Annotated in this window: 19 protein-coding genes and 1 pseudogene; 5 read left to right on the forward strand and 15 right to left on the reverse strand. The window is 69.4% G+C overall.

Annotation, left to right across the window (positions count from 1 at the left end):
- The 9 genes and pseudogenes from EZ242_RS14930 to EZ242_RS14970 all read right to left on the reverse strand — a co-directional run.
- Positions 1-77 (reverse strand): annotated as a pseudogene (locus EZ242_RS14930) (GTP-binding protein); the annotation flags it as partial.
- Positions 78-273: 196 nt separating this feature from the next.
- Positions 274-2,376 carry an elongation factor G gene (gene fusA / locus EZ242_RS14935; RefSeq protein WP_135285989.1) on the reverse strand — a complete coding sequence of 701 codons (2,103 nt, stop codon included), beginning with the start codon at positions 2,374-2,376 and terminating at the stop codon, positions 274-276.
- A gap of 68 nt (positions 2,377-2,444) precedes the next feature.
- A complete protein-coding gene (gene rpsG, locus EZ242_RS14940; RefSeq protein WP_135285990.1) occupies positions 2,445-2,918 on the reverse strand; it encodes a 30S ribosomal protein S7 in 474 nt (157 codons plus the stop codon).
- A gap of 159 nt (positions 2,919-3,077) precedes the next feature.
- The gene (gene rpsL, locus EZ242_RS14945; protein ID WP_135285991.1) at positions 3,078-3,455 is read right to left on the reverse strand and encodes a 30S ribosomal protein S12; all 378 of its coding nucleotides are present in this window, start codon (positions 3,453-3,455) and stop codon (positions 3,078-3,080) included.
- 163 nt (positions 3,456-3,618) lie between these two features.
- Positions 3,619-4,779: a D-alanyl-D-alanine carboxypeptidase family protein gene (locus EZ242_RS14950; protein WP_135285992.1), complete on the reverse strand. Its 1,161-nt coding sequence runs from the start codon at positions 4,777-4,779 to the stop codon at positions 3,619-3,621.
- A 14-nt stretch (positions 4,780-4,793) separates the two neighbouring features.
- On the reverse strand, positions 4,794-5,420 hold the full coding sequence (locus tag EZ242_RS14955) for an alpha/beta hydrolase (protein WP_135285993.1): 627 nt from the start codon (positions 5,418-5,420) through the stop codon (positions 4,794-4,796).
- Between the two features lie 2 nt (positions 5,421-5,422).
- Positions 5,423-5,746: a (2Fe-2S) ferredoxin domain-containing protein gene (locus tag EZ242_RS14960; RefSeq protein WP_135285994.1), complete on the reverse strand. Its 324-nt coding sequence runs from the start codon at positions 5,744-5,746 to the stop codon at positions 5,423-5,425.
- A 25-nt stretch (positions 5,747-5,771) separates the two neighbouring features.
- The gene (locus EZ242_RS14965; protein WP_135285995.1) at positions 5,772-6,935 is read right to left on the reverse strand and encodes a VanZ family protein; all 1,164 of its coding nucleotides are present in this window, start codon (positions 6,933-6,935) and stop codon (positions 5,772-5,774) included.
- A 3-nt stretch (positions 6,936-6,938) separates the two neighbouring features.
- A complete protein-coding gene (locus tag EZ242_RS14970) occupies positions 6,939-7,367 on the reverse strand; it encodes a CopD family protein (RefSeq protein WP_135285996.1) in 429 nt (142 codons plus the stop codon).
- Between the two features lie 265 nt (positions 7,368-7,632).
- Here EZ242_RS14970 and hemB point away from each other — a divergent pair, with 265 nt between their 5' ends.
- The gene (gene hemB / locus EZ242_RS14975; RefSeq protein WP_135285997.1) at positions 7,633-8,634 is read left to right on the forward strand and encodes a porphobilinogen synthase; all 1,002 of its coding nucleotides are present in this window, start codon (positions 7,633-7,635) and stop codon (positions 8,632-8,634) included.
- Positions 8,635-8,637: 3 nt separating this feature from the next.
- Positions 8,638-9,750, forward strand: coding sequence for a magnesium transporter CorA family protein (locus tag EZ242_RS14980; RefSeq protein ID WP_135285998.1), 1,113 nt, complete (start codon positions 8,638-8,640; stop codon positions 9,748-9,750).
- Positions 9,751-9,884: 134 nt separating this feature from the next.
- Here the strand turns inward: EZ242_RS14980 and EZ242_RS14985 are convergent, their stop codons facing one another.
- On the reverse strand, positions 9,885-10,568 hold the full coding sequence (locus EZ242_RS14985; RefSeq protein ID WP_135285999.1) for a dienelactone hydrolase family protein: 684 nt from the start codon (positions 10,566-10,568) through the stop codon (positions 9,885-9,887).
- Entirely contained in the window at positions 10,561-11,187 is a 627-nt protein-coding gene (locus EZ242_RS14990) for a 2-hydroxychromene-2-carboxylate isomerase (protein ID WP_135286000.1), read from the reverse strand. The genes EZ242_RS14985 and EZ242_RS14990 overlap by 8 nt, the downstream gene beginning before the upstream one ends.
- Positions 11,188-11,274: 87 nt before the next feature.
- Here EZ242_RS14990 and EZ242_RS14995 point away from each other — a divergent pair, with 87 nt between their 5' ends.
- The 3 genes from EZ242_RS14995 to EZ242_RS22070 all read left to right on the forward strand — a co-directional run bounded on the left by EZ242_RS14995 (position 11,275) and on the right by EZ242_RS22070 (position 13,754).
- Positions 11,275-12,021, forward strand: coding sequence for an SDR family oxidoreductase (locus EZ242_RS14995; protein ID WP_135286001.1), 747 nt, complete (start codon positions 11,275-11,277; stop codon positions 12,019-12,021).
- Positions 12,022-12,094: 73 nt separating this feature from the next.
- Positions 12,095-13,297, forward strand: coding sequence for a hypothetical protein (locus EZ242_RS22065; protein WP_167784801.1), 1,203 nt, complete (start codon positions 12,095-12,097; stop codon positions 13,295-13,297).
- Complete coding sequence (locus EZ242_RS22070) at positions 13,290-13,754, forward strand: CesT family type III secretion system chaperone (RefSeq protein ID WP_167784803.1); 465 nt, start codon at positions 13,290-13,292, stop codon at positions 13,752-13,754. The genes EZ242_RS22065 and EZ242_RS22070 overlap by 8 nt, the downstream gene beginning before the upstream one ends.
- 10 nt (positions 13,755-13,764) lie before the next feature.
- On the opposite strand, the gene EZ242_RS15005 is transcribed toward EZ242_RS22070, so the two are convergent.
- From EZ242_RS15005 to EZ242_RS15020, 4 genes are all read right to left on the reverse strand, one after another.
- Positions 13,765-14,346 carry a GNAT family N-acetyltransferase gene (locus EZ242_RS15005; RefSeq protein WP_167784805.1) on the reverse strand — a complete coding sequence of 194 codons (582 nt, stop codon included), beginning with the start codon at positions 14,344-14,346 and terminating at the stop codon, positions 13,765-13,767.
- Positions 14,347-14,348: 2 nt separating this feature from the next.
- Positions 14,349-15,854, reverse strand: a complete 1,506-nt coding sequence (locus tag EZ242_RS15010) for a class I SAM-dependent methyltransferase (protein ID WP_167784807.1) — start codon at positions 15,852-15,854, stop codon at positions 14,349-14,351.
- 67 nt (positions 15,855-15,921) lie between these two features.
- Positions 15,922-16,581, reverse strand: a complete 660-nt coding sequence (locus tag EZ242_RS15015; protein WP_135286005.1) for an ABC-type transport auxiliary lipoprotein family protein — start codon at positions 16,579-16,581, stop codon at positions 15,922-15,924.
- A complete protein-coding gene (locus EZ242_RS15020) occupies positions 16,578-17,555 on the reverse strand; it encodes an MlaD family protein (protein WP_135286006.1) in 978 nt (325 codons plus the stop codon). Before EZ242_RS15020 ends, EZ242_RS15015 begins: the two co-directional genes overlap by 4 nt.
- Positions 17,556-17,561: the final 6 nt, after the last annotated feature.

Below are 17,561 nucleotides of genomic sequence, written 5' to 3' on the forward strand. Positions count from 1 at the left end.
GTCTTGCCGTGGTCCACGTGACCGATCGTGCCCACGTTCACGTGCGGCTTGGTCCGCTCGAATTTTCCTTTTGCCATCTCAATTCCTAGAAAAAGAACAATGCCCGTGCCTGTTTAACGTCTCCGGCACTGGCCCCACCACGGGCAGCAGGCCAACCGCAATGCGGCGCCGAAGACAAAGACAAATACCAGCGGCAGCCGCGGATCCGGCTTTGCCGGGCCGCTGGCAGCGCCCCCCTGAGGGGAGCGCGGCGCAGCCGCTTCGGGGGGAGCCTTACTTGGCCCGAGCCGCCACGATCGCCTCGGCCACGTTGCGCGGCGCTTCGGCGTAGTGCTTGAACTCCATGGTGTAGGTCGCACGACCCTGGGACATGGAGCGCAGCGTGGTCGAGTAGCCGAACATCTCGGACAGGGGGACCTCGGCCTTGATGGCCTTGCCACCACCAGGCAGATCGTCCATGCCCTGGACCATGCCGCGGCGGGACGAGAGGTCACCCATCACGTTGCCGGCGTAGTCCTCAGGCGTCTCGACTTCCACGGCCATCATCGGCTCGAGGATGACGGGGCTGGCCTTGCGAGCGGCTTCCTTGAAGCCGAAGATCGCGGCCATCTTGAACGCCTGCTCGGACGAGTCCACGTCGTGGTACGAGCCGAAGGTGAGCGTGACCTTGACGTCCACCACCGGGTAGCCCGCGAGCACACCAGTGTTCAGCGCTTCTTCGACGCCCTTCTGCACCGCCGGGATGTACTCGCGCGGCACCACGCCGCCCTTGATCGCATCGACGAACTCGAAGCCCTTGCCGGCCTCCTGCGGCTCCAGCGAGAACACCACGTGGCCGTACTGGCCCTTGCCGCCGGACTGGCGCACGAACTTGCCTTCGACATCGGTGACCTGCTTGCGCACGGTCTCGCGATACGCGACCTGCGGCTTGCCGACGTTGGCTTCCACGCCGAACTCGCGCTTCATGCGGTCGACGATGATCTCCAGGTGCAGCTCGCCCATGCCGCCGATGATGGTCTGGCCGGACTCTTCGTCGGTGCTCACGCGGAACGACGGATCCTCGGCAGCCAGGCGACCCAGTGCCACGCCCATCTTTTCCTGGTCGGCCTTGGTCTTGGGCTCCACGGCCTGGCGGATCACCGGCTCCGGGAACACCATGCGCTCGAGCGTGACCACGGCATCGGGGTCACACAGCGTTTCGCCGGTCGTCACGTCCTTCAGGCCCACGCACGCGGCGATGTCACCGGCACGGATCTCGTCGACCTCAAGGCGATTGTTGGCGTGCATCTGCACGATGCGGCCAATGCGCTCCTTCTTGCCGCGTACGGGGTTGAAGACGGTGTCACCCTTGGAGAGCACGCCCGAGTACACGCGCACGAACGTCAGCTGGCCGACGAACGGGTCGGTCATGAGCTTGAACGCCAGCGCCGAGAACTTCTCGTTGTCGTCCGCGCGGCGGGTGGTTTCCTTCTCGTCTTCGTCCGTGCCGGCGACCGGCGGGATGTCCACGGGCGACGGCAGGAAGTCGATCACGGCGTCCAGCATGCGCTGCACACCCTTGTTCTTGAACGCGGTGCCGCACAGCATCGGCTGGATCTCGGTGGCAATCGTGCGGGTGCGGATGCCGTGCTTGATCTCGGCCTCGGAGAGGTCACCCTCTTCCAGGTACTTGTTCATCAGCTCTTCGCTGGCTTCGGCCGCGGCTTCGACCATCTTCTCGCGCCACTCCACAGCCGTGTCGGCCAGCTCGGCCGGGATGTCCCGGTACTCGAACTTCATGCCCTGCGACGCCTCGTCCCAGATGATGGCCTTCATCTTGAGCAGGTCCACCACGCCGGTGAAGTTTTCCTCGGCACCGATCGGGATGACGATGGGCACGGGATTGGCCTTCAGCCGCAGACGCATCTGCTCATAGACCTTGAAGAAGTTGGCGCCGGTGCGGTCCATCTTGTTGACAAAGGCCAGGCGCGGCACCTTGTACTTGTTGGCTTGACGCCAGACCGTCTCGGACTGCGGCTGCACGCCACCCACGGCGCAATAGACCATGCAGGCGCCGTCCAGCACGCGCATGGAGCGCTCCACCTCGATGGTGAAGTCGACGTGGCCGGGCGTGTCGATGATGTTGAAGCGGTGCTCCGGGTAGGACAGGTCCATGCCCTTCCAGAAACAGGTCGTGGCAGCGGACGTGATCGTGATGCCGCGCTCCTGCTCCTGCTCCATCCAGTCCATGGTGGCAGCGCCGTCGTGCACTTCACCGATCTTGTGGTTCACGCCGGTGTAGAACAGGATGCGTTCGGTGGTCGTGGTCTTGCCCGCGTCGATGTGCGCGGAGATGCCGATGTTCCGGTAGCGCTCGATAGGCGTCTTGCGAGCCATGATGAATCTCTTTCGTTGACGGCTTCGGGCCCGCTCGTGGCGGGCCCGCTTGCCAGGAGGGGGAGGGCTTAGAAGCGGAAGTGGCTGAAGGCCTTGTTGGCCTCGGCCATGCGGTGCACTTCGTCACGCTTCTTCATGGCACCGCCACGGCCTTCCGTGGCTTCCATGAGCTCGTTGGCCAGGCGCATGGCCATGGACTTCTCGCCGCGCTTCTTGGCGGCTTCCTTGATCCAGCGCATCGACAGCGCCAGGCGGCGCACGGGACGCACTTCGACAGGCACCTGGTAGTTGGCGCCACCCACGCGGCGGGACTTGACCTCGACCATGGGCTTGACGTTGTTGATGGCGATCGTGAAGGCTTCCAGCGGGTCCTTGCCCGGGTTCTTCTTCTCGATCTGGTCGAGCGCACCATAGACGATGCGCTCGGCGACCGCCTTCTTGCCGCCTTGCATGATGACGTTCATGAACTTGGCGAGCTCGACATTGCCGAACTTGGGATCCGGCAGGATTTCACGTTTAGGGACTTCGCGACGACGTGGCATGGTTACCTCTCAAATTGCTTCAGTTGGCCGGTCCCTTGCGGGGGCCTCGAGGGTCATCGAACCCTCACTTACTCGACCCGCAGGCGGCGCCTGCTTCGGGTCACTACGCCGGATCGGCCTGCCAGGGCGGATGCGGCACCGGGGAAAGAACGAACGGGATCAGGCCTTCTTGGGACGCTTGGCACCGTACTTGGAGCGGGACTGCTTGCGATCCTTCACACCCTGCAGGTCCAGCGAACCGCGAACGATGTGGTAGCGCACGCCGGGCAGGTCCTTGACGCGGCCGCCGCGCACGAGCACCACGGAGTGCTCCTGCAGGTTGTGGCCTTCACCGCCGATGTAGGAGATGACTTCGAAGCCGTTGGTCAGGCGCACCTTGGCCACCTTGCGAAGCGCGGAGTTCGGCTTCTTGGGGGTGGTGGTGTAGACGCGGGTGCAGACGCCGCGACGCTGCGGGCAGTTCTGCATGGCCGGGCTCTTGGATTTGGTCTGTTCGACCTCCCGGCCCTGACGCACGAGTTGGTTGATGGTTGGCATTGAAAAAACGTCCCTAAACGTGGAAGAACGCAAGGCCCGCCAGAAGGTGGCGGGCAAAGAAAAAGCTTTTCCGCCCCAATAGCGGAAAAGCCCGCGAGTATAGCCCGCGCCCAGCTGACGGGCAAATCCCGGGCTTTTGGAGGGCGCGGGGCCGCAGCAGGCCCTACTTGATCCAGAGCCGCAGCGCGTCCCAGGCGCGACCGAGCACGCCGGCCTGCGCCACCGGCTCGAGCGCCACCAGCGGCACCTCCAGCAGGGGCTGGTCGGCCGCGAGGACCTTGAGCGTGCCGACCGACTGGCCCTTGGTCAGCGGTGCCACCAGCGGGTCGGGCCGCAGCACTTCGGTGCGGATCTTGCCGGCCGTGCCCGAGGGCACCGCCACCACGATCGGCTGGTGCCGCCCGAGCTTGGCCTGCGACTGCGTGCCCTTCCAGATCTCCGGCGTGACCACCGGCTGGTTGGCGTCGAAGAGCTTGACTGCCTCGAAGGCGGTGTAGCCCCAGTTCAGCAGCTTCTGGCTTTCGTTGGCGCGGGCGTTCTCACTGGCGGCCCCCAGGACCACCGAGATGAGGCGCCGCGAACCCAGGTTGGGGAAGTCCCGCTTGGCCGTCGCCACCAGGCAGTAGCCGGCCGCGTCGGTATGGCCCGTCTTGAGCCCGTCCACCGTGGGATCGCGGAACAGCAGCGTGTTGCGGTTGGTGTCGTTGGCCGCGGGCGTGCCCTCGTAGCGGTACTTCTTCGTGGCGTAGTAGCCGACGAACTCCGGGAAGTCCTGCATCAGCCGGCTCGCCAGGATGCTCAGGTCGCGCGCGGTGGTGGTGTGGCCCGGGGCCGTGAGGCCTTCGGGATTGCGGTAGCTCGTGTTCTTCATGCCCAGGGCCTTGGCCTGGTCGTTCATCAGCTCGACGAAACGCTCCACCGTGCCGCCGACCGCTTCGGCCAGGGCCACGGTGGCGTCGTTGCCGGACTGCACGATCATGCCCTTGAGCAGGTCCTCCACCGGCACCTTCATCTTGGGGTCGATGAACATGCGCGAGCCGGGCATCTTCCAGGCCCGTTCGCTCACCGGCATCGCCTGCTTCAGGTCGATGCGCTTGCTGCGCAGGGCGTCGAAGACCACGTAGGCGGTCATGAGCTTGGTCAGGGAAGCCGGCTCGACGGGCGTGTCGATGTCCCGTCCGGCCAGGATCTGGTTGGCCGTCACGTCCATCAGCAGGTAGCTGCGGGCGGCGACTTCGGGCGGCTGGACGGCCTGGGCCTGCGCGGCAAGGCAGGCCAGGGCCAGCAGGGGCGCGGCGAGCGCCCGGGCAATACATCGGTTCATGGGAGGAAGGAAAGTCAACGGAGGTGGCGAAGCACCAGGCTCTTCAGTAGCGGCAATTGTCCGTGAAAGAAATGCTCGACCCCGGGCACGACCGTAACCGGGAGTGACTGCGGCCTGGCCCAGTCGAAGACCGACTGCAAGGCAACGGTATCGTCCTGCTCGCCGTGGATAACGAGCGCACGCTCTCGCGCCGCGGCGGCCAGCTCGGGGACCTGGAACCGCGAAGCGGCCGTCCCCACCAGGACGATGCGCTCGATGTCCCGCTGCCCCCACAGGGCTTGCAGCGCGCGGCTGGTCACGAAGGCGCCGAAGGAAAAGCCGGCCAGGCACAGCGGGCCCTCGGGCGCCACGGCCTTCACGACGTGCAGCAGGTCCTCGGTCTCGCCGCGCCCCTCGTCGTATTCCCCCTCGCTCGCACCCACGCCGCGGAAGTTGAAGCGAACGGCTGTCCAGCCCGACTGCACGAAGGCGCGCGCGAGGGTCTGCACCACCTTGTTGTCCATGGTGCCGCCGAACAGGGGATGGGGATGCGCGATCACCGCGACGCCACGCCGCGGCAGCCCATCAGGCGGCTCGTCGCGCAGCGCCTCGACGGCGCCGGCGGCGCCTTCGAGGCGCAGGCGTTCGCTGCGGGCGTTCATGCTCACCGCCCCAGGTGCGGCGGCGTGAGCAGGCGCTCGACCACCTCTCCGTTCTTGAGGTGGGACTCGACGATCTCGTCGATGTCCTGCAAGTCCACGTAGCTGTACCAGACGCCTTCGGGGTAGACCACGGCGACGGGACCGGCCGCACAGCGGTCGAGGCATCCGGCCTTGTTGACGCGGACCTGGCCCGCGCCGGACAGGCCCTGGGCCTTCACCTGCGCCTTGCAGCGGTCGAAGGCCTGCTGGGCCTGGAACTGCGCGCAGCAGGTCTCGCCGTTGTCCCGCTGGTTGAGGCAGAAGAAGATGTGGTGCTTGTAGTACATCGGAGGTGTCGCGCAAGGGTGGCGATTATCGACCCGGCCCCGGGTCGGCCGCTGGCACCGGGGCATTGGCCGCTGCGGCATCCGGCATCGCCAAGCGCGTGAGCACATAGGCCAGCGTGGCGAAGGGCCAGAGCCATCCCAGCCATTGGGCCAACCCATGGAAGCGGATGAAGCGACCCTGCTCCCAGGTCGCCAGCGTGTCGGCGAAATAGGCACTGGCCGGCGCCTGGTTGAGAAGGCTCAGGTGCACGGTCACGGCCAGCAGCAGCAAGGCCGCACAGGCGCGGCGCGGCAGCGCGACCAGCAGCAGCGAGCCGGCGAGGCCGCCCAGCAGGCCCACGGCCACCGGCAGCGTCAGCCAGGACCAGGCGTGCACCGGCCCCCAGCTGAGTGCGGCCGACAGGGCCGTGGCCAGCACGCCGGCGGCAATGGTGAAGGCGGCGAAGGCGGCGCGGCGCTTCAGCGAGCTCATGACCGAGAACCCGAGCAGGGCCGGCACCAGCACGCCCAGGCCGACGCACAGGAGTTCCACCAGCGGCACGAGCGGCTGCAGTTCGACGTCGCGCACCGGCAGCCACTCCAGGAAGGGGGTGTCCAGCAGCCAGTCGGCCAGGGCGTTCTCCAGCCGTTCGAAGACCTGGCCGAGCCCGAAGGGGACCGACGCCGGGAACAGGAGCGCGAAGGGCCACAGCGCCAGCAGCACCAGGGCGCCGCGCGAGTCGGAAACGAACCATCGGTCCCGGAACCGCGACCAGTGGTCGATGGCGCCGGCAAGCTCCAGGCCCGCGGCGAGTGCCGCCCCCGCCAAGGCCCCGGCCACGTTGAGGCCGAAATCCAGGTTGGACGGCACCCGCGCCGGCAGGAAGCTCTGGCCGGCTTCCATCGCGAGCGACAGCAGCGCCGCGGCCAGCGTCGCCAGGCCGACGGCCGGAAGCTTGCGCGCGCGTTCGCCGGAACGACCGCCTCGACGCAGCCAGCCGAGCGACAGCAGGAACCCCAGCGGCGCGTAGCCCAGCGCGTTGGCGGTCAGGTCGAACTCCGTCCACCAGCGCGGCCAGGGGCTGGCCAGGAAGGCCCAGGCCGAGATGCCCTGGTCGCGCCAGCCCGAGAACGGATACAGGCTCGCATAGGCGATGAGCGCTGCGTAGGCGAGCCCCAGCGGCCAGGCCGAGGTCTGGTGCCGGCGCATGCCTCAGAACGGCTTGACGACCACGAGGACCACCGCCGCCACCAGCAGCAGCACCGGCAGCTCGTTGAACCATCGGAACCAGACATGCCCGCGCCGGTTGCGTCCGGCGACGAAGCCTCGCAGCATGACGCCGCAGGCGTGGTGATAGGCCAGCGCCAGCAGCACCACGGCGAGCTTGGCATGCATCCAGCCATTGCCCGGCCCCCAGCCGATGCCGTAGCCCGCCCACAGCCACAGCCCCAGGGCAACGGCCGGCACCGCCAGCAGGGTGGTAAAGCGCAGCAGCTTGCGCGCCATGAGCAGGAGGCGCTCGCGCTCGGCCAGCGAGCCCGCGTCCACCATCGCCAGGTTGACGAAGATTCGAGGCAGGTAGAACAGGCCCGCGAACCAACTGGCCACGAAGACGATGTGGAAGGCTTTGACCCAAAGCATGGATCGAGTGTAGTGAGGCGAAAAAAAACCCCGGCCGCAAAGCCGGGGTGGGAAGCCTTTTTGCTGTCACACAACAAGGCACCCGCTCAGGGAGGAAAAGCGGGGAGCGGCAAGCCGCCCGGGGGCAATTTAGCAAACGGCCGTGGTGGCATCAAGCGCTGAGATTTCATTTCAGGTGGCAACCCATCGCAATTAGTTCTTTAATACTCAGTTCTGTTGCCCTGGCACGGCAGGCGCCACGCAGCCATGGGGCACAATTTTCACCATGACGCTTCACGCACCCTATCCGCTAGGCCGGCCCCGGCGCCTTCGCCGCGACGACTACACCCGCAACCTGGTGCGCGAACACCGCCTCGGCCCCCACGACCTCATCTACCCGGTGTTCGTGCAGGACGGCCAGAAGCGGCGCGATCCGGTGGCGTCCATGCCGGGCGTGGAGCGCCTGAGCCTGGACCTGCTGCTGCCGGTCGCGCAGCGTTGCGTCGAACTGCAGATTCCGGTGATGGCCCTGTTCCCGGTGATCGACGCCGGCCTGAAGACACCGGATGGCAAGGAAGCGTTCAACCCCGACGGACTGGTGCCGCGCGTGGTGCGCGAACTCAAGAAGCGCTTTCCCGACCTCGGGCTGATGACGGACGTGGCCCTGGACCCCTTCACCAGCCATGGGCAGGACGGCCTGCTCGACGAGACCGGCTACATCCTGAACGACGAAACCGTCGCCGTGCTGGTGCAACAGGCCCTGGTGCAGGCCGAAGCGGGCGTGGACCTGGTGGCGCCCAGCGACATGATGGACGGGCGCATCGGCGCGATCCGCCGCGGCCTGGAACACGCGGGGCACATCCACACGCGCATCATGGCCTACAGCGCCAAGTACGCGAGCGCCTTCTACGGGCCGTTCCGGGACGCCGTCGGATCGGCCGGCAACCTGGGCAAGGGCAACAAGAAGGTCTACCAGATGGACCCCGGCAACAGCGACGAAGCGCTGCGCGAGGTGGCCATGGACATCGCCGAAGGCGCGGACATGGTGATGGTCAAGCCCGGCATGCCGTACCTGGATGTCGTGCGGCGCGTCAAGGACGAATTCCGGGTCCCCACCTTCGCCTACCAGGTCTCGGGCGAGTACGCGATGCTCAAGGCAGCGGCGGCGAACGGGTGGCTGGACGAGCAGGCGGTGGTGCTGGAGAGCCTGCTGGCCTTCAAGCGCGCGGGCGCCGACGGCGTGCTCACCTACTTTGCCCTGGACGTGGCCGCCCGGCTGCCGCGCTAGGGCATGCAGATCGTCGAGTTCACGCAGGGCACGCTCAGGTTCCTCGACGCCCTGCCTGCGCAGGCGCCCGAACGCGGCTTCATCTGGATCTTCGTTTCCCGCGACGAGTTGCCGCAGCAGCTCGCGCAGGTGCAGCTGGCTGCCCAGCGCTTCGGCGGCTCGGTGCTGCTGGACCTGCACCTGACCGACCTGGCCAACCCCGCGCATCCCTCGCGCTACGACTACACCTCGGTCTATGACCTGGTCATCTTCCGGCGCCTGGCGACGGCCGCGGAAGTGGACGCGGAACTCGCGGGTGAGGCGGTCCGTTCCCGCGCACCGATGCCGGCGGCCCTGTCCACCTTCGAGCGCATTCGCACGCGGGCCATGGGCTTCGCCGTCTTCGATCGCCTGCTGGTGACGGTGCACCCGGCCGACTGCGCCACGGCGCGCAGCTACCTGGAGCGCTACCTGGCCGACGCCGTGCAGGCCGAAACCCTGCATGCCGCGGCGCGCAGCCGCCTGCCGACCGGCCCCGCCGACCTGATGCTGCGCATGGTCAACGAGATGGTGGACAGCTACCTGGAGCTGCGCAAGCTGCTGGCGACCGAGCTGGCCCAGTGGCAGGACTCGCTGCTGCAGCCCGGCAACCAGCGCACCGACTGGAAGGCCTTGATGCGCGCGCGTGCCGAACTGCACCAGCTGGAGGACCTGTGCGAGGAGCAGAACGACGCCATGCAGGAGTGGCTGGACTCGGCGCGCGAGCAGCCGCCCCCACTGTCCACGCAGGCCGAGCGCGATGCGCTGGTCGCGCGTGCCAATGACGTCATCGAACACATCCAGCGCGTGGTGCACCAGGTGCGCCGCATGGAGCAGGGCGCGGAGGCGGTGGTGCAGATCCACTTCTCGGCGCAGAGCCATCGCGCCAACAACATCATGCGCACGCTCACTGCGCTCACAGCCATCTTCCTGCCGCTGAACCTGATCACCGGCATCTTCGGCATGAACTTCGAGTCCATGCCCCTGCTGCACCAGGAGCGCGGCTTCTGGCTCGCGATGCTCGCGATGCTCGCGCTGGCGGTCGTGCTGGGCCTGGTGTTCTGGCGAAAACACTACCTGGCCCGCAGCAGCCGCTGAACAAGGTGTGAATGAATCTCCTTTGCGGCCCGATCTGGCGCCTGCGCTTCTCGCCGTACGCTTGTACGGCTGCGATGCTCCGTGCCACCTCGGGCCGCTCGCTACGATTCCTTCACACCTTGTGTAGCCCGGGCTCAGCCCAGGTGCCGCGCGAAGAATTCCAGCGTGCGGGTGCGCGCGAGCTGCGCGGCCTGGGCGTCGTGCGAGCCGCGCTGGTCGCAGTTGAAGCCGTGGTCCGCCGGGTACACGTGCACCTCCACGTCGGGCTGGGCGCGGCGGAAGGCCTCCACCGTGTCCAGCGGGATGTAGTGGTCCTTTTCGCCGAAGTGCGCCATCACCGGCACGCGCGGCTGGCGGCCGGCTTCTTCGGGGCTGGTCATGCCGCCGCCGTAGTAGCACACGGCCGCGGCCAGGCCCGGCGCCGAGCCCGCCGCACGCCAGCTGAGCAGGCCGCCCCAGCAGTACCCCACGATGCCGACCTTGCCCGCCTGCGCGGCGTGGGCGATGGCGGCCTCGATGTCCTGCATGACGCCGGCCGCGGGCAGCGCGTCCACCGCGGACTTGAGCGCGAAGCCGGCATTGCGGTCCTGCTCGCCATACCCGAGGTCCACGTTCGGCTGGACCCGGCTGAAGGTCGAGGGCGCCACGGCCAGGTAGCCCTCGGCAGCGAAACCGTCCGCCACCGAACGGATGTGCGAGTTGACCCCGAAAATCTCCTGCAGCACCACGATGCCGCCGCGCGGCGTGCCGGCGGGCCGGGCGACGTAGGCGGCGAAGCGGTGGCCGTCGGCGGCTTGAAGGTCGGTGAAATCACCCATGGGAAGTCTCCTTGTCGTTGAGGGTCTGAAGCTTGCGGGCGAGCAGGTCCAGGCGGTCCTGGCCCCAGAAGATCTCTCCACCCACCACATAGCTGGGCGCACCGAAGATGCCCAGGTCGATGGCCTCGCGCGTGTGGGTTTCGTACTGCGACTGCACCTGCGGCGCGCGCGACTGCTCCAGCCGCTCGGGCGCGAGGCCCTGCTCGCGCAGCAGCTCGGCGAGCACGGCAGGATCGGCGATGTTGCGCTCCTGCGCCCACACGGCCGCGAGCAGCGCGCCCGACAGGCGCAGCGCCGCCGCGGTGCCGTCCTCCCGGTCCGTCGCGATGATGAGGCGCGCGGCGTCGTCCCCCGCCACGGGGAAGTAGCGCGGCTGCGGATTCAGCGGCAATCCCAGGTGCTCCGAGAAGCGCCGCAGCTCCACGAGCCGATAGGCCTGGCGCTGCGGCGCCCGCTTGGCCAGCGGCAGCCCGCCCGAGACCGGGAAGACCTGGCCCAGGTCCATGGGCCGCACCCGGACCTGCGCGCCCTGGGCGCGGGCGAGCTCGACGAAGCGTTCGTGGCCCAGGTAGGTCCACGGACTGACAGGGGCGAAGAAATAATCGATGGTCTGGCTCAAGCCGGTCTCCTGGGGTCGGCCGATGGCGGCCCGGTGTGTTGTTGGCGGACGCAAAGCTTAGCGAGGTCCGTACGGTGGAGGTGAACGATGGACAAAGTGCTCCTGGTGACCGGCGGCGGTCGCGGCATCGGCGCGGCGACGGCGCTGCTGGCGGCGCGCCGCGGCTGGGCGGTCGCGGTCAACTATGCCGCCAACTCGCTGGCCGCCGACGAAGTGGTGCGGCAGATCCGCGCCGACGGCGGCAGCGCCATGGCCATCCAGGCCAACGTCGCCGACGAGGCGCAGGTGCTCGGGATGTTCGAGCGGATCGACGCGAAACTCGGCCCGCTCACGGGCCTGGTCAACAACGCCGGCGTGGTGGACGTGGCGGCGCGGCTGGACCAGATGAGCGTCGAGCGCTGGCGGCGCATGTTCGACGTCAACGTGCTCGGCTCCCTGCTCTGTGCCCGCGAAGCCGTGCGGCGCATGAGCACGCGGCATGGCGGCAGCGGCGGCGCGATCGTGAACGTGTCGAGCGCGGCCTCGCGCCTGGGATCGGCCGGGCAGTACATCGACTACGCCGCGGCCAAGGGCGCCATCGACGCCTTCACCCTGGGCCTGGCGCGCGAGGTGGCCAGCGAGGGCATCCGCGTCAACGCGGTGCGACCCGGCCTGATCGACACCGACATCCACGCTTCGGGCGGCTGGCCCGACCGCGTTCGCGAGCTGGCGCACCAGGTCCCCATGCAGCGCGGCGGAACGGCCGAGGAGGTGGCGCAGGCCATCGTCTGGCTGCTCTCCCAGGACGCGAGCTACACGACCATGAGCCTGGTGGAGGTCTCCGGCGGCCGCTGAAAAAGGCTGACGGAAGCTGACAACCCCGGCCGGTTTCACCGGGGTGACATGCGGGCTGCCGATAACCGGCGGCATGTTCGCCTCGTCCGTCCGCATCCATCCGGCCCCCGGCGCTGCCCGGCACTGGGAAGGCCCCGTCTACGCACCGGCCGCGCAGGCACCTCGTGCGAGCCGCTGCCAGGCGGTGGGCCTGTCGGCGAAGATCGGCGCGGCGTTCGCGGCCCGCGAGACCGTGAGCACCGCGCTCGGCGGGCTGGTGCGCAGCCTGCTGGTCGCCGCGTTGGCGGCGCGCGCCGGCTGGTCGGACGAGGACGCCGCCCTGGTCGCCCTGGGCAGCGTGCTGGTGCTGACGCTGGGCGGCTGCTGCCTCATGAGCCGCGCCACGCCGCTGCTGGGGGAGGAAGGCTTCACGAGCCAGCTGGCCGTCGCGGCGCCGCTGGCGCTGTCGGTGGACACGGCGGCGTGGTACCTGCGGCACGACGCACAGGACCAGCCCGCCGGCCTGCCGCTGGCCGCCAGCGTGCTGGTGGCCTCCCTCGGGCGCATGGCTGGCAACCTGGTGCGGGACGCGGGCAACCAGCTGGTGGACAAGGCCCTGCCCGGCATGACCCTGCAGCCGCCCCTTCCCATGGGGCGGGGGCGGGAGCCGGCGCCGCCGCTGCTGGTGGATCCACGCATCACCCGCGCCCGCCTGGTGCTGACCTGCGTGGCCTACTTTGCCCTGATCGTGGCCAACCGGAGCCACCTGACGCCGGCGCTGCAGGACTGGCTGGAGGTCGATCCCGAGGACCGCAGCCTGCGCGGGCGGCTGCGCGGCGAGCTTGCCGCGTCGGCCGGGGTGGTGGCGCTGGAGGCCGTGCACGCCTTCGCCAGCCGCCTGTGGACCGGCCTCGTGGCCGCCAGTCGCAGCCTGGCCGTGCAGCCCGAGCCGGCCGAGGGCCTGCCGGCGCTCGCGCGCAACCTGCGCGATGCGCCCGCCACCTGGCTGCGGGTGCGCGAGCATGCCGGCATGCGCACCTGGCTGGGCGTTCCCGCCGAGCTGGCCGGCAGCGCAGCGATCAGCCTGGCGCCGGACTCGGCGGCCGCACGCGCGACCGAGATCGCCCGCTGCGCGCTCCTGGTGCTCATCGACCTGCGCAGCACCCTGGTCGAGCGCGGGCACTGGCAGGCGGAGGTCAGACGAGACCGAGCGGACGGCGCGATGGAATTGCGCGCCCTGCTCGGGCAGCCGCCGCCACGCGACGAAGGGAACGAAGGGGCCCACGGGTATGCCTGAAGCCACGGATCCGCTGCTGGCCGGCCTGTGCGGACGCCTGGGCCTGCCGCCCCAGGACTGGGTGAGCGACGCCGGCGGGCTGAGGGGCATCACGCTGCGCCTGGACGACGTGGACATCAGCCTCGTCGACCGGCCGCAGGAGCCCGTCGGTCCGACCTTGTGCCTGCTGGTGGAGTTCGGCGCGCCCGCCCCAGAGCGGGAACTCGAGATCTGGCGCACCCTGGCCGACGCCAACTTCCTGATGCTCGGCCCCGACGCGCCCGCCTTCGGCCGCAACCCGGCCACCGGCGAGGTGCTGCTGCAATACGCCTGCCCCCGCGACGCCGCTACGGCAGCGGGGCTGCACCGCAGCCTGCTGGAGATGGCGCGCATCGCGCGGCACTGGCGCCACGCGTTCAACCTCCGTGCGGAGGACGGCAGCGTGGGCCCCGAACCACTCTGGACGCACTACGCCTGAACGGACCGACTCAATCCACGAGCAGCGACAGCAGCACGTTGTCGCGCCATTTGCCGTTGATCATCACGAAGTCGCGCGCATAGCCTTCCACGGCGAAGCCGAGCTTGCGCAGCAGCTTGGCGCTGCGCAGGTTCTCGGGCAGGTGCGTGGCCATGATGCGGTGCAGGTTGTAGCGACTGAGCACCTCGCGCGAGGCCGGATGCGCCGCCGCGTACATGAGCCCGCGCCCTTCCAGCGGCTCGTCGAGCATGAAGCTGATGGTGCAGGCCCGGAAGTCGCCGTGCTCGATGGCCCAGTAGCTGTTCAGGCAGCCGATCTCCTGGCCGTCGGTTTGCTTGCAGAAGCCCACGAGGTGCACGGCCTGGCCCGCCTGCATGGCGGACTGCCGCCGCGTGAGTTCACCGCTCCAGTAGCCCACCTCCTCCAGCTCGGGGGTCTGGGTCATGGCCATGCACAGGTAGTGGCGGTTGCGGGCATGGAAGCGCGCATAGAGCTGGGCGAAGCTCGGATGCACGGCATAGAGCCACCAGTGTTCGTTCTCCAGCCAAAGCGTCGGCTGCTCGGTTCGGCTCTTGGCGCTGGGGTCGATCATGCTCATGCCTCCAGGATGGCCAGACCTTGCCACTGTGGCGCCGTCACGTCCAGGAACTGCGCGATGTGCGCGTCCAGGCCACCTTCCGGGAGGTCGACCGCCTGGCCCTGGACCACGGCCTCGCGCAGTGCCTGGCGCGTACGCGCACCGTCCTGCCACGCCAGCCAGAGCTGCCGGTCCAGCCGGCTCGCATCGACGGCCTGCCCGGTCAGCGGCGAACACAGGTAGCGCAGGGTGTCGTCATGCTGCGCTCGCGCAGCGATGGCCCGGTTCATGGCCGCAGCGCGCGCGCCTTCGGCGGCCGCCCGGTCCTCGTCGAACACCGGCGCGAGCTGGCTTTGCGCCACCAGCGCCGCCAGGGTCTCGAAGACACGCTCGCGCGGCGAGGAATGCATGTCGGCGCGCTCGATCAGCTCGCCGATGCGAAGCGGCCCGCCCGCCGCCTCCAGGGCCTTCACGGCGCGCTGGGTGATCGTGGCGTCCAGCGTGACCGACCCGTAGGGCGTCTGCTGGACGGCGGAAATGGAGGCCGCGGGCCGCAGCAGCACCAGGCCCACCCGCAGCAGCTGTTCGTCGCGCGCCGAGCGTGGCAGCCGGTCCGGGCCGCGCACGAACACGTCGCGCCGGAACCGGCGGTTCAGGATGAAGTCGTGCGCTGCCTGTCGCAGCACGAGCGGCAGTTGCGAAAGCTGGAAGGACTGGGCGCGGTGGAAGACCTCGCCGGTGAGGTCGCTGCGATGCAGCGAGCAGGCGAAGGACAGGCCCGCGCCGTCGAGCGCCTGCGCCAGCTCCGGGAAGTAGGTGAGGTGCCAGCTGCGGTTGAAGTACTCGTGGGCGACGACGTGCAGGTCGTCGCGCAGCATGTCATCCAGCATCTGCGCGGCCGGGCCGTTGCGCTCGAAGAAGGCCGCCTTGCCCTGGCGCAGGCGCTCGGCGAACTGCAGCGCCTCGCGGATCTTGCCGGCCGTGGGCTCGGCCGGGCCGCTGGCCAGGTCGGTGTGCATCCACAGCAGGTCGCGCAGGGGCTTCTCCGCCGACCAGCCCGGCAGCACGTTGTAGCTGATGAAGACGGCGCCCCCCACCTTCAGGTGGCGGCGCAGGAACTCTACCACCGCGTGCCGGGCGGCATTGTCGATCCAGGACCACACCCCGTGCAGGACCACGAAGTCCAGCGGCGGCAGCTCGGCGTCCAGCATGTCTTCGAAACTGCGGGCCCACCAGCTCGCCTCCAGCCGTGCCTCGGCCGCCAGCGACTGGGCGAAGACGGCATGCTCGGGGTTGAAGTCGGTGCCGAAGAAGCGGCCGCGCGGGTTGGCGGCCGCATGCAGGTTGCAGGAGACGCCCTGGCCGAAACCCAGCTCGCAATAGGTGTAGGGCCCGGACCCGCTGGCATTGGCCAGGCCGTTCATCAGCAGGAAAAAGCGGATGAAGGGCGGCGAAAGCTCGTGGTAGTAGCCGTAGGAATAAGTCATGTCGGCCACGTAGCCGCTCGACCAATGGTCTGCCATTCCGATCACCTTGAAAACTAAAGGGTGCGTCGGATTATGCGCAGCCAGCTCAGCCGCGCAAGCGGCGTCAAGCCGCAGGGGTGGCGTCGCGCGTTTCGCGCAGCCAGGCGTCGATCTGACGCGCGGCCGCGTCCACCGCCTGCGAGAGCGCGCGCACGCCGCCGGCCGCATCCGGGCTGGGGGCCGGCTGCTGGACCTCGAAGCTGCGCTGCGCGATCAGCCGGTCGCCCAGCGGCCCGGACTGCAGCAGGGTGGCCCGCAGGCGCAGCGTGCCCCGGCTGCGCTGGGGCGCCTCGAAGTGATGGGCGAACTCCTGCAGCTGCAGCCGCAGCACCCGGGGCGCGCCGGCATCGCTGCGCGGCGTGGCGGTGAGCTCGCCGGTGCCGATGACGGCGCGCTCGCGCGCCAGCAGCGCGCCCAGACGCTCGTGCACGAGCTGCGGCACCGGCGCGCTCCAGCGCGCCTGGGCGTAGGGACGCAGCTCGTGCAGGTTCTCGTAGCCCAGGCGGTACAACAGCGCCGTGCTGTCCAACCCGCCGCTGGCTTCGATGCTCGGCAGCACCAGGGCCGCACCGGCCTGCGGTGCGGCGCCCGCCGCAGGGGGCGGCAGGGGTCCGAGGTCGTAGAGCGTGGGCGGCTCGCTCTTGTCGATGACGGATGCGCAGGCTGCCAAGCCGAGCAAGGCTGCGGCCAGCAGCCCGCGCAAGGCCGTGCGACGCCCGCTCATCGCCGGCCTCCCGCGCCGCCGAAGCCCGGCTCGCCCGGCCCGGGCGCCGCGCGGCCAGGACCGAAGATCAGGGACTGCGGGTTCTCCTGCAGGCTGCTGGCGGCGCCCTGCAGCCGGCGCGCCGCCCGGGTGGCTTCCTCGGCCATCAAGTTGATGCGCGGCAGGGTCGAGGTGCCGAAGGTGCCCGCGGCCTGCGAAAGCGCGGCCGCGCCCTGGTTGAGCTGATCGACGGTGCCGCCTTCCTCGCCCAATCGCCGGGCGAGCTGCCCGACCGGCTGAAGGGTGGCGCGGGCCTCGACCGCCAGGCCGCGCAGGGCCTCTGCCGCGGCACCCAGGCTGTTCACGGCCTGCGGGATGCTGACCCGGTCCGGACCGAGCTGCGCGTTGAGCACCGTGGACGTCTGCTGCGACAGCTGCGTGAGGCTCTGCGCCGCCTGCTCGATGCTCTGCAGGGCCGAGGTCACGCGCTGCTGGTTCTGGTCCGACAGCAGCTGGTTGAGCCGCTCGGCGGTCTGGTTGACCTGCTGCAGGATGTCCTCCCCCCGGTCGCCCAGCCGGCTCACCAGGCCGGGACGAAGCGGAATGCGCGGCGGCGCGCCGTCCGCCGGCTCCAGCGGCGGTGCGGCGCGACCCTGGTCGTCCAGCTGCACGTAGGCCAGGCCGGTCACACCCTGGAAGCCGAGCGTGGCGAAGGTCTCGCGGGTGACCGGCGCGCGGGGCTGCACCGCCAGCCGCAGCAGCACGTTGCCGGGGTTGGCGGGGTCGAAACGGATGTCCTCCACCTTGCCGACCTCCACGCCCCGGTAGCGCACCGGGGCCTGGGGCTGCAGGCCGGTGACCGACTCGCGGGTCGAGATCTCGTACACCTCGTACTGCGCCGTATCCCGCGTGAGCCACGAGGCCAGGCCCAGCAGCAGGGCGGCCACGAGCGCGACGAAAAGACCGGCGGCGAGGGCATGCGACTTGTTTTCCATGGAAGG

It is taken from the genome of Ramlibacter rhizophilus, assembly GCF_004681965.1.
GTDB classification, from domain to species: domain Bacteria; phylum Pseudomonadota; class Gammaproteobacteria; order Burkholderiales; family Burkholderiaceae_C; genus Ramlibacter; species Ramlibacter rhizophilus.

Coding starts and splice junctions, on each gene's coding strand:
- EZ242_RS14955 (WP_135285993.1), bottom strand. CDS start 5,420: ATGAACGCCCGCAGCGAACGCCTGCGCCTCGAAGGCGCCGCCGGCGCC.
- EZ242_RS15020 (WP_135286006.1), bottom strand. CDS start 17,555: ATGGAAAACAAGTCGCATGCCCTCGCCGCCGGTCTTTTCGTCGCGCTC.
- EZ242_RS15005 (WP_167784805.1), bottom strand. CDS start 14,346: ATGATCGACCCCAGCGCCAAGAGCCGAACCGAGCAGCCGACGCTTTGG.
- rpsL (WP_135285991.1), bottom strand. CDS start 3,455: ATGCCAACCATCAACCAACTCGTGCGTCAGGGCCGGGAGGTCGAACAG.
- EZ242_RS22070 (WP_167784803.1), top strand. CDS start 13,290: ATGCCTGAAGCCACGGATCCGCTGCTGGCCGGCCTGTGCGGACGCCTG.
- EZ242_RS14995 (WP_135286001.1), top strand. CDS start 11,275: ATGGACAAAGTGCTCCTGGTGACCGGCGGCGGTCGCGGCATCGGCGCG.
- EZ242_RS14950 (WP_135285992.1), bottom strand. CDS start 4,779: ATGAACCGATGTATTGCCCGGGCGCTCGCCGCGCCCCTGCTGGCCCTG.
- rpsG (WP_135285990.1), bottom strand. CDS start 2,918: ATGCCACGTCGTCGCGAAGTCCCTAAACGTGAAATCCTGCCGGATCCC.
- hemB (WP_135285997.1), top strand. CDS start 7,633: ATGACGCTTCACGCACCCTATCCGCTAGGCCGGCCCCGGCGCCTTCGC.
- EZ242_RS14960 (WP_135285994.1), bottom strand. CDS start 5,746: ATGTACTACAAGCACCACATCTTCTTCTGCCTCAACCAGCGGGACAAC.
- fusA (WP_135285989.1), bottom strand. CDS start 2,376: ATGGCTCGCAAGACGCCTATCGAGCGCTACCGGAACATCGGCATCTCC.
- EZ242_RS15015 (WP_135286005.1), bottom strand. CDS start 16,581: ATGAGCGGGCGTCGCACGGCCTTGCGCGGGCTGCTGGCCGCAGCCTTG.
- EZ242_RS15010 (WP_167784807.1), bottom strand. CDS start 15,854: ATGGCAGACCATTGGTCGAGCGGCTACGTGGCCGACATGACTTATTCC.
- EZ242_RS14970 (WP_135285996.1), bottom strand. CDS start 7,367: ATGCTTTGGGTCAAAGCCTTCCACATCGTCTTCGTGGCCAGTTGGTTC.
- EZ242_RS14985 (WP_135285999.1), bottom strand. CDS start 10,568: ATGGGTGATTTCACCGACCTTCAAGCCGCCGACGGCCACCGCTTCGCC.
- EZ242_RS14965 (WP_135285995.1), bottom strand. CDS start 6,935: ATGCGCCGGCACCAGACCTCGGCCTGGCCGCTGGGGCTCGCCTACGCA.
- EZ242_RS14980 (WP_135285998.1), top strand. CDS start 8,638: ATGCAGATCGTCGAGTTCACGCAGGGCACGCTCAGGTTCCTCGACGCC.
- EZ242_RS22065 (WP_167784801.1), top strand. CDS start 12,095: ATGTTCGCCTCGTCCGTCCGCATCCATCCGGCCCCCGGCGCTGCCCGG.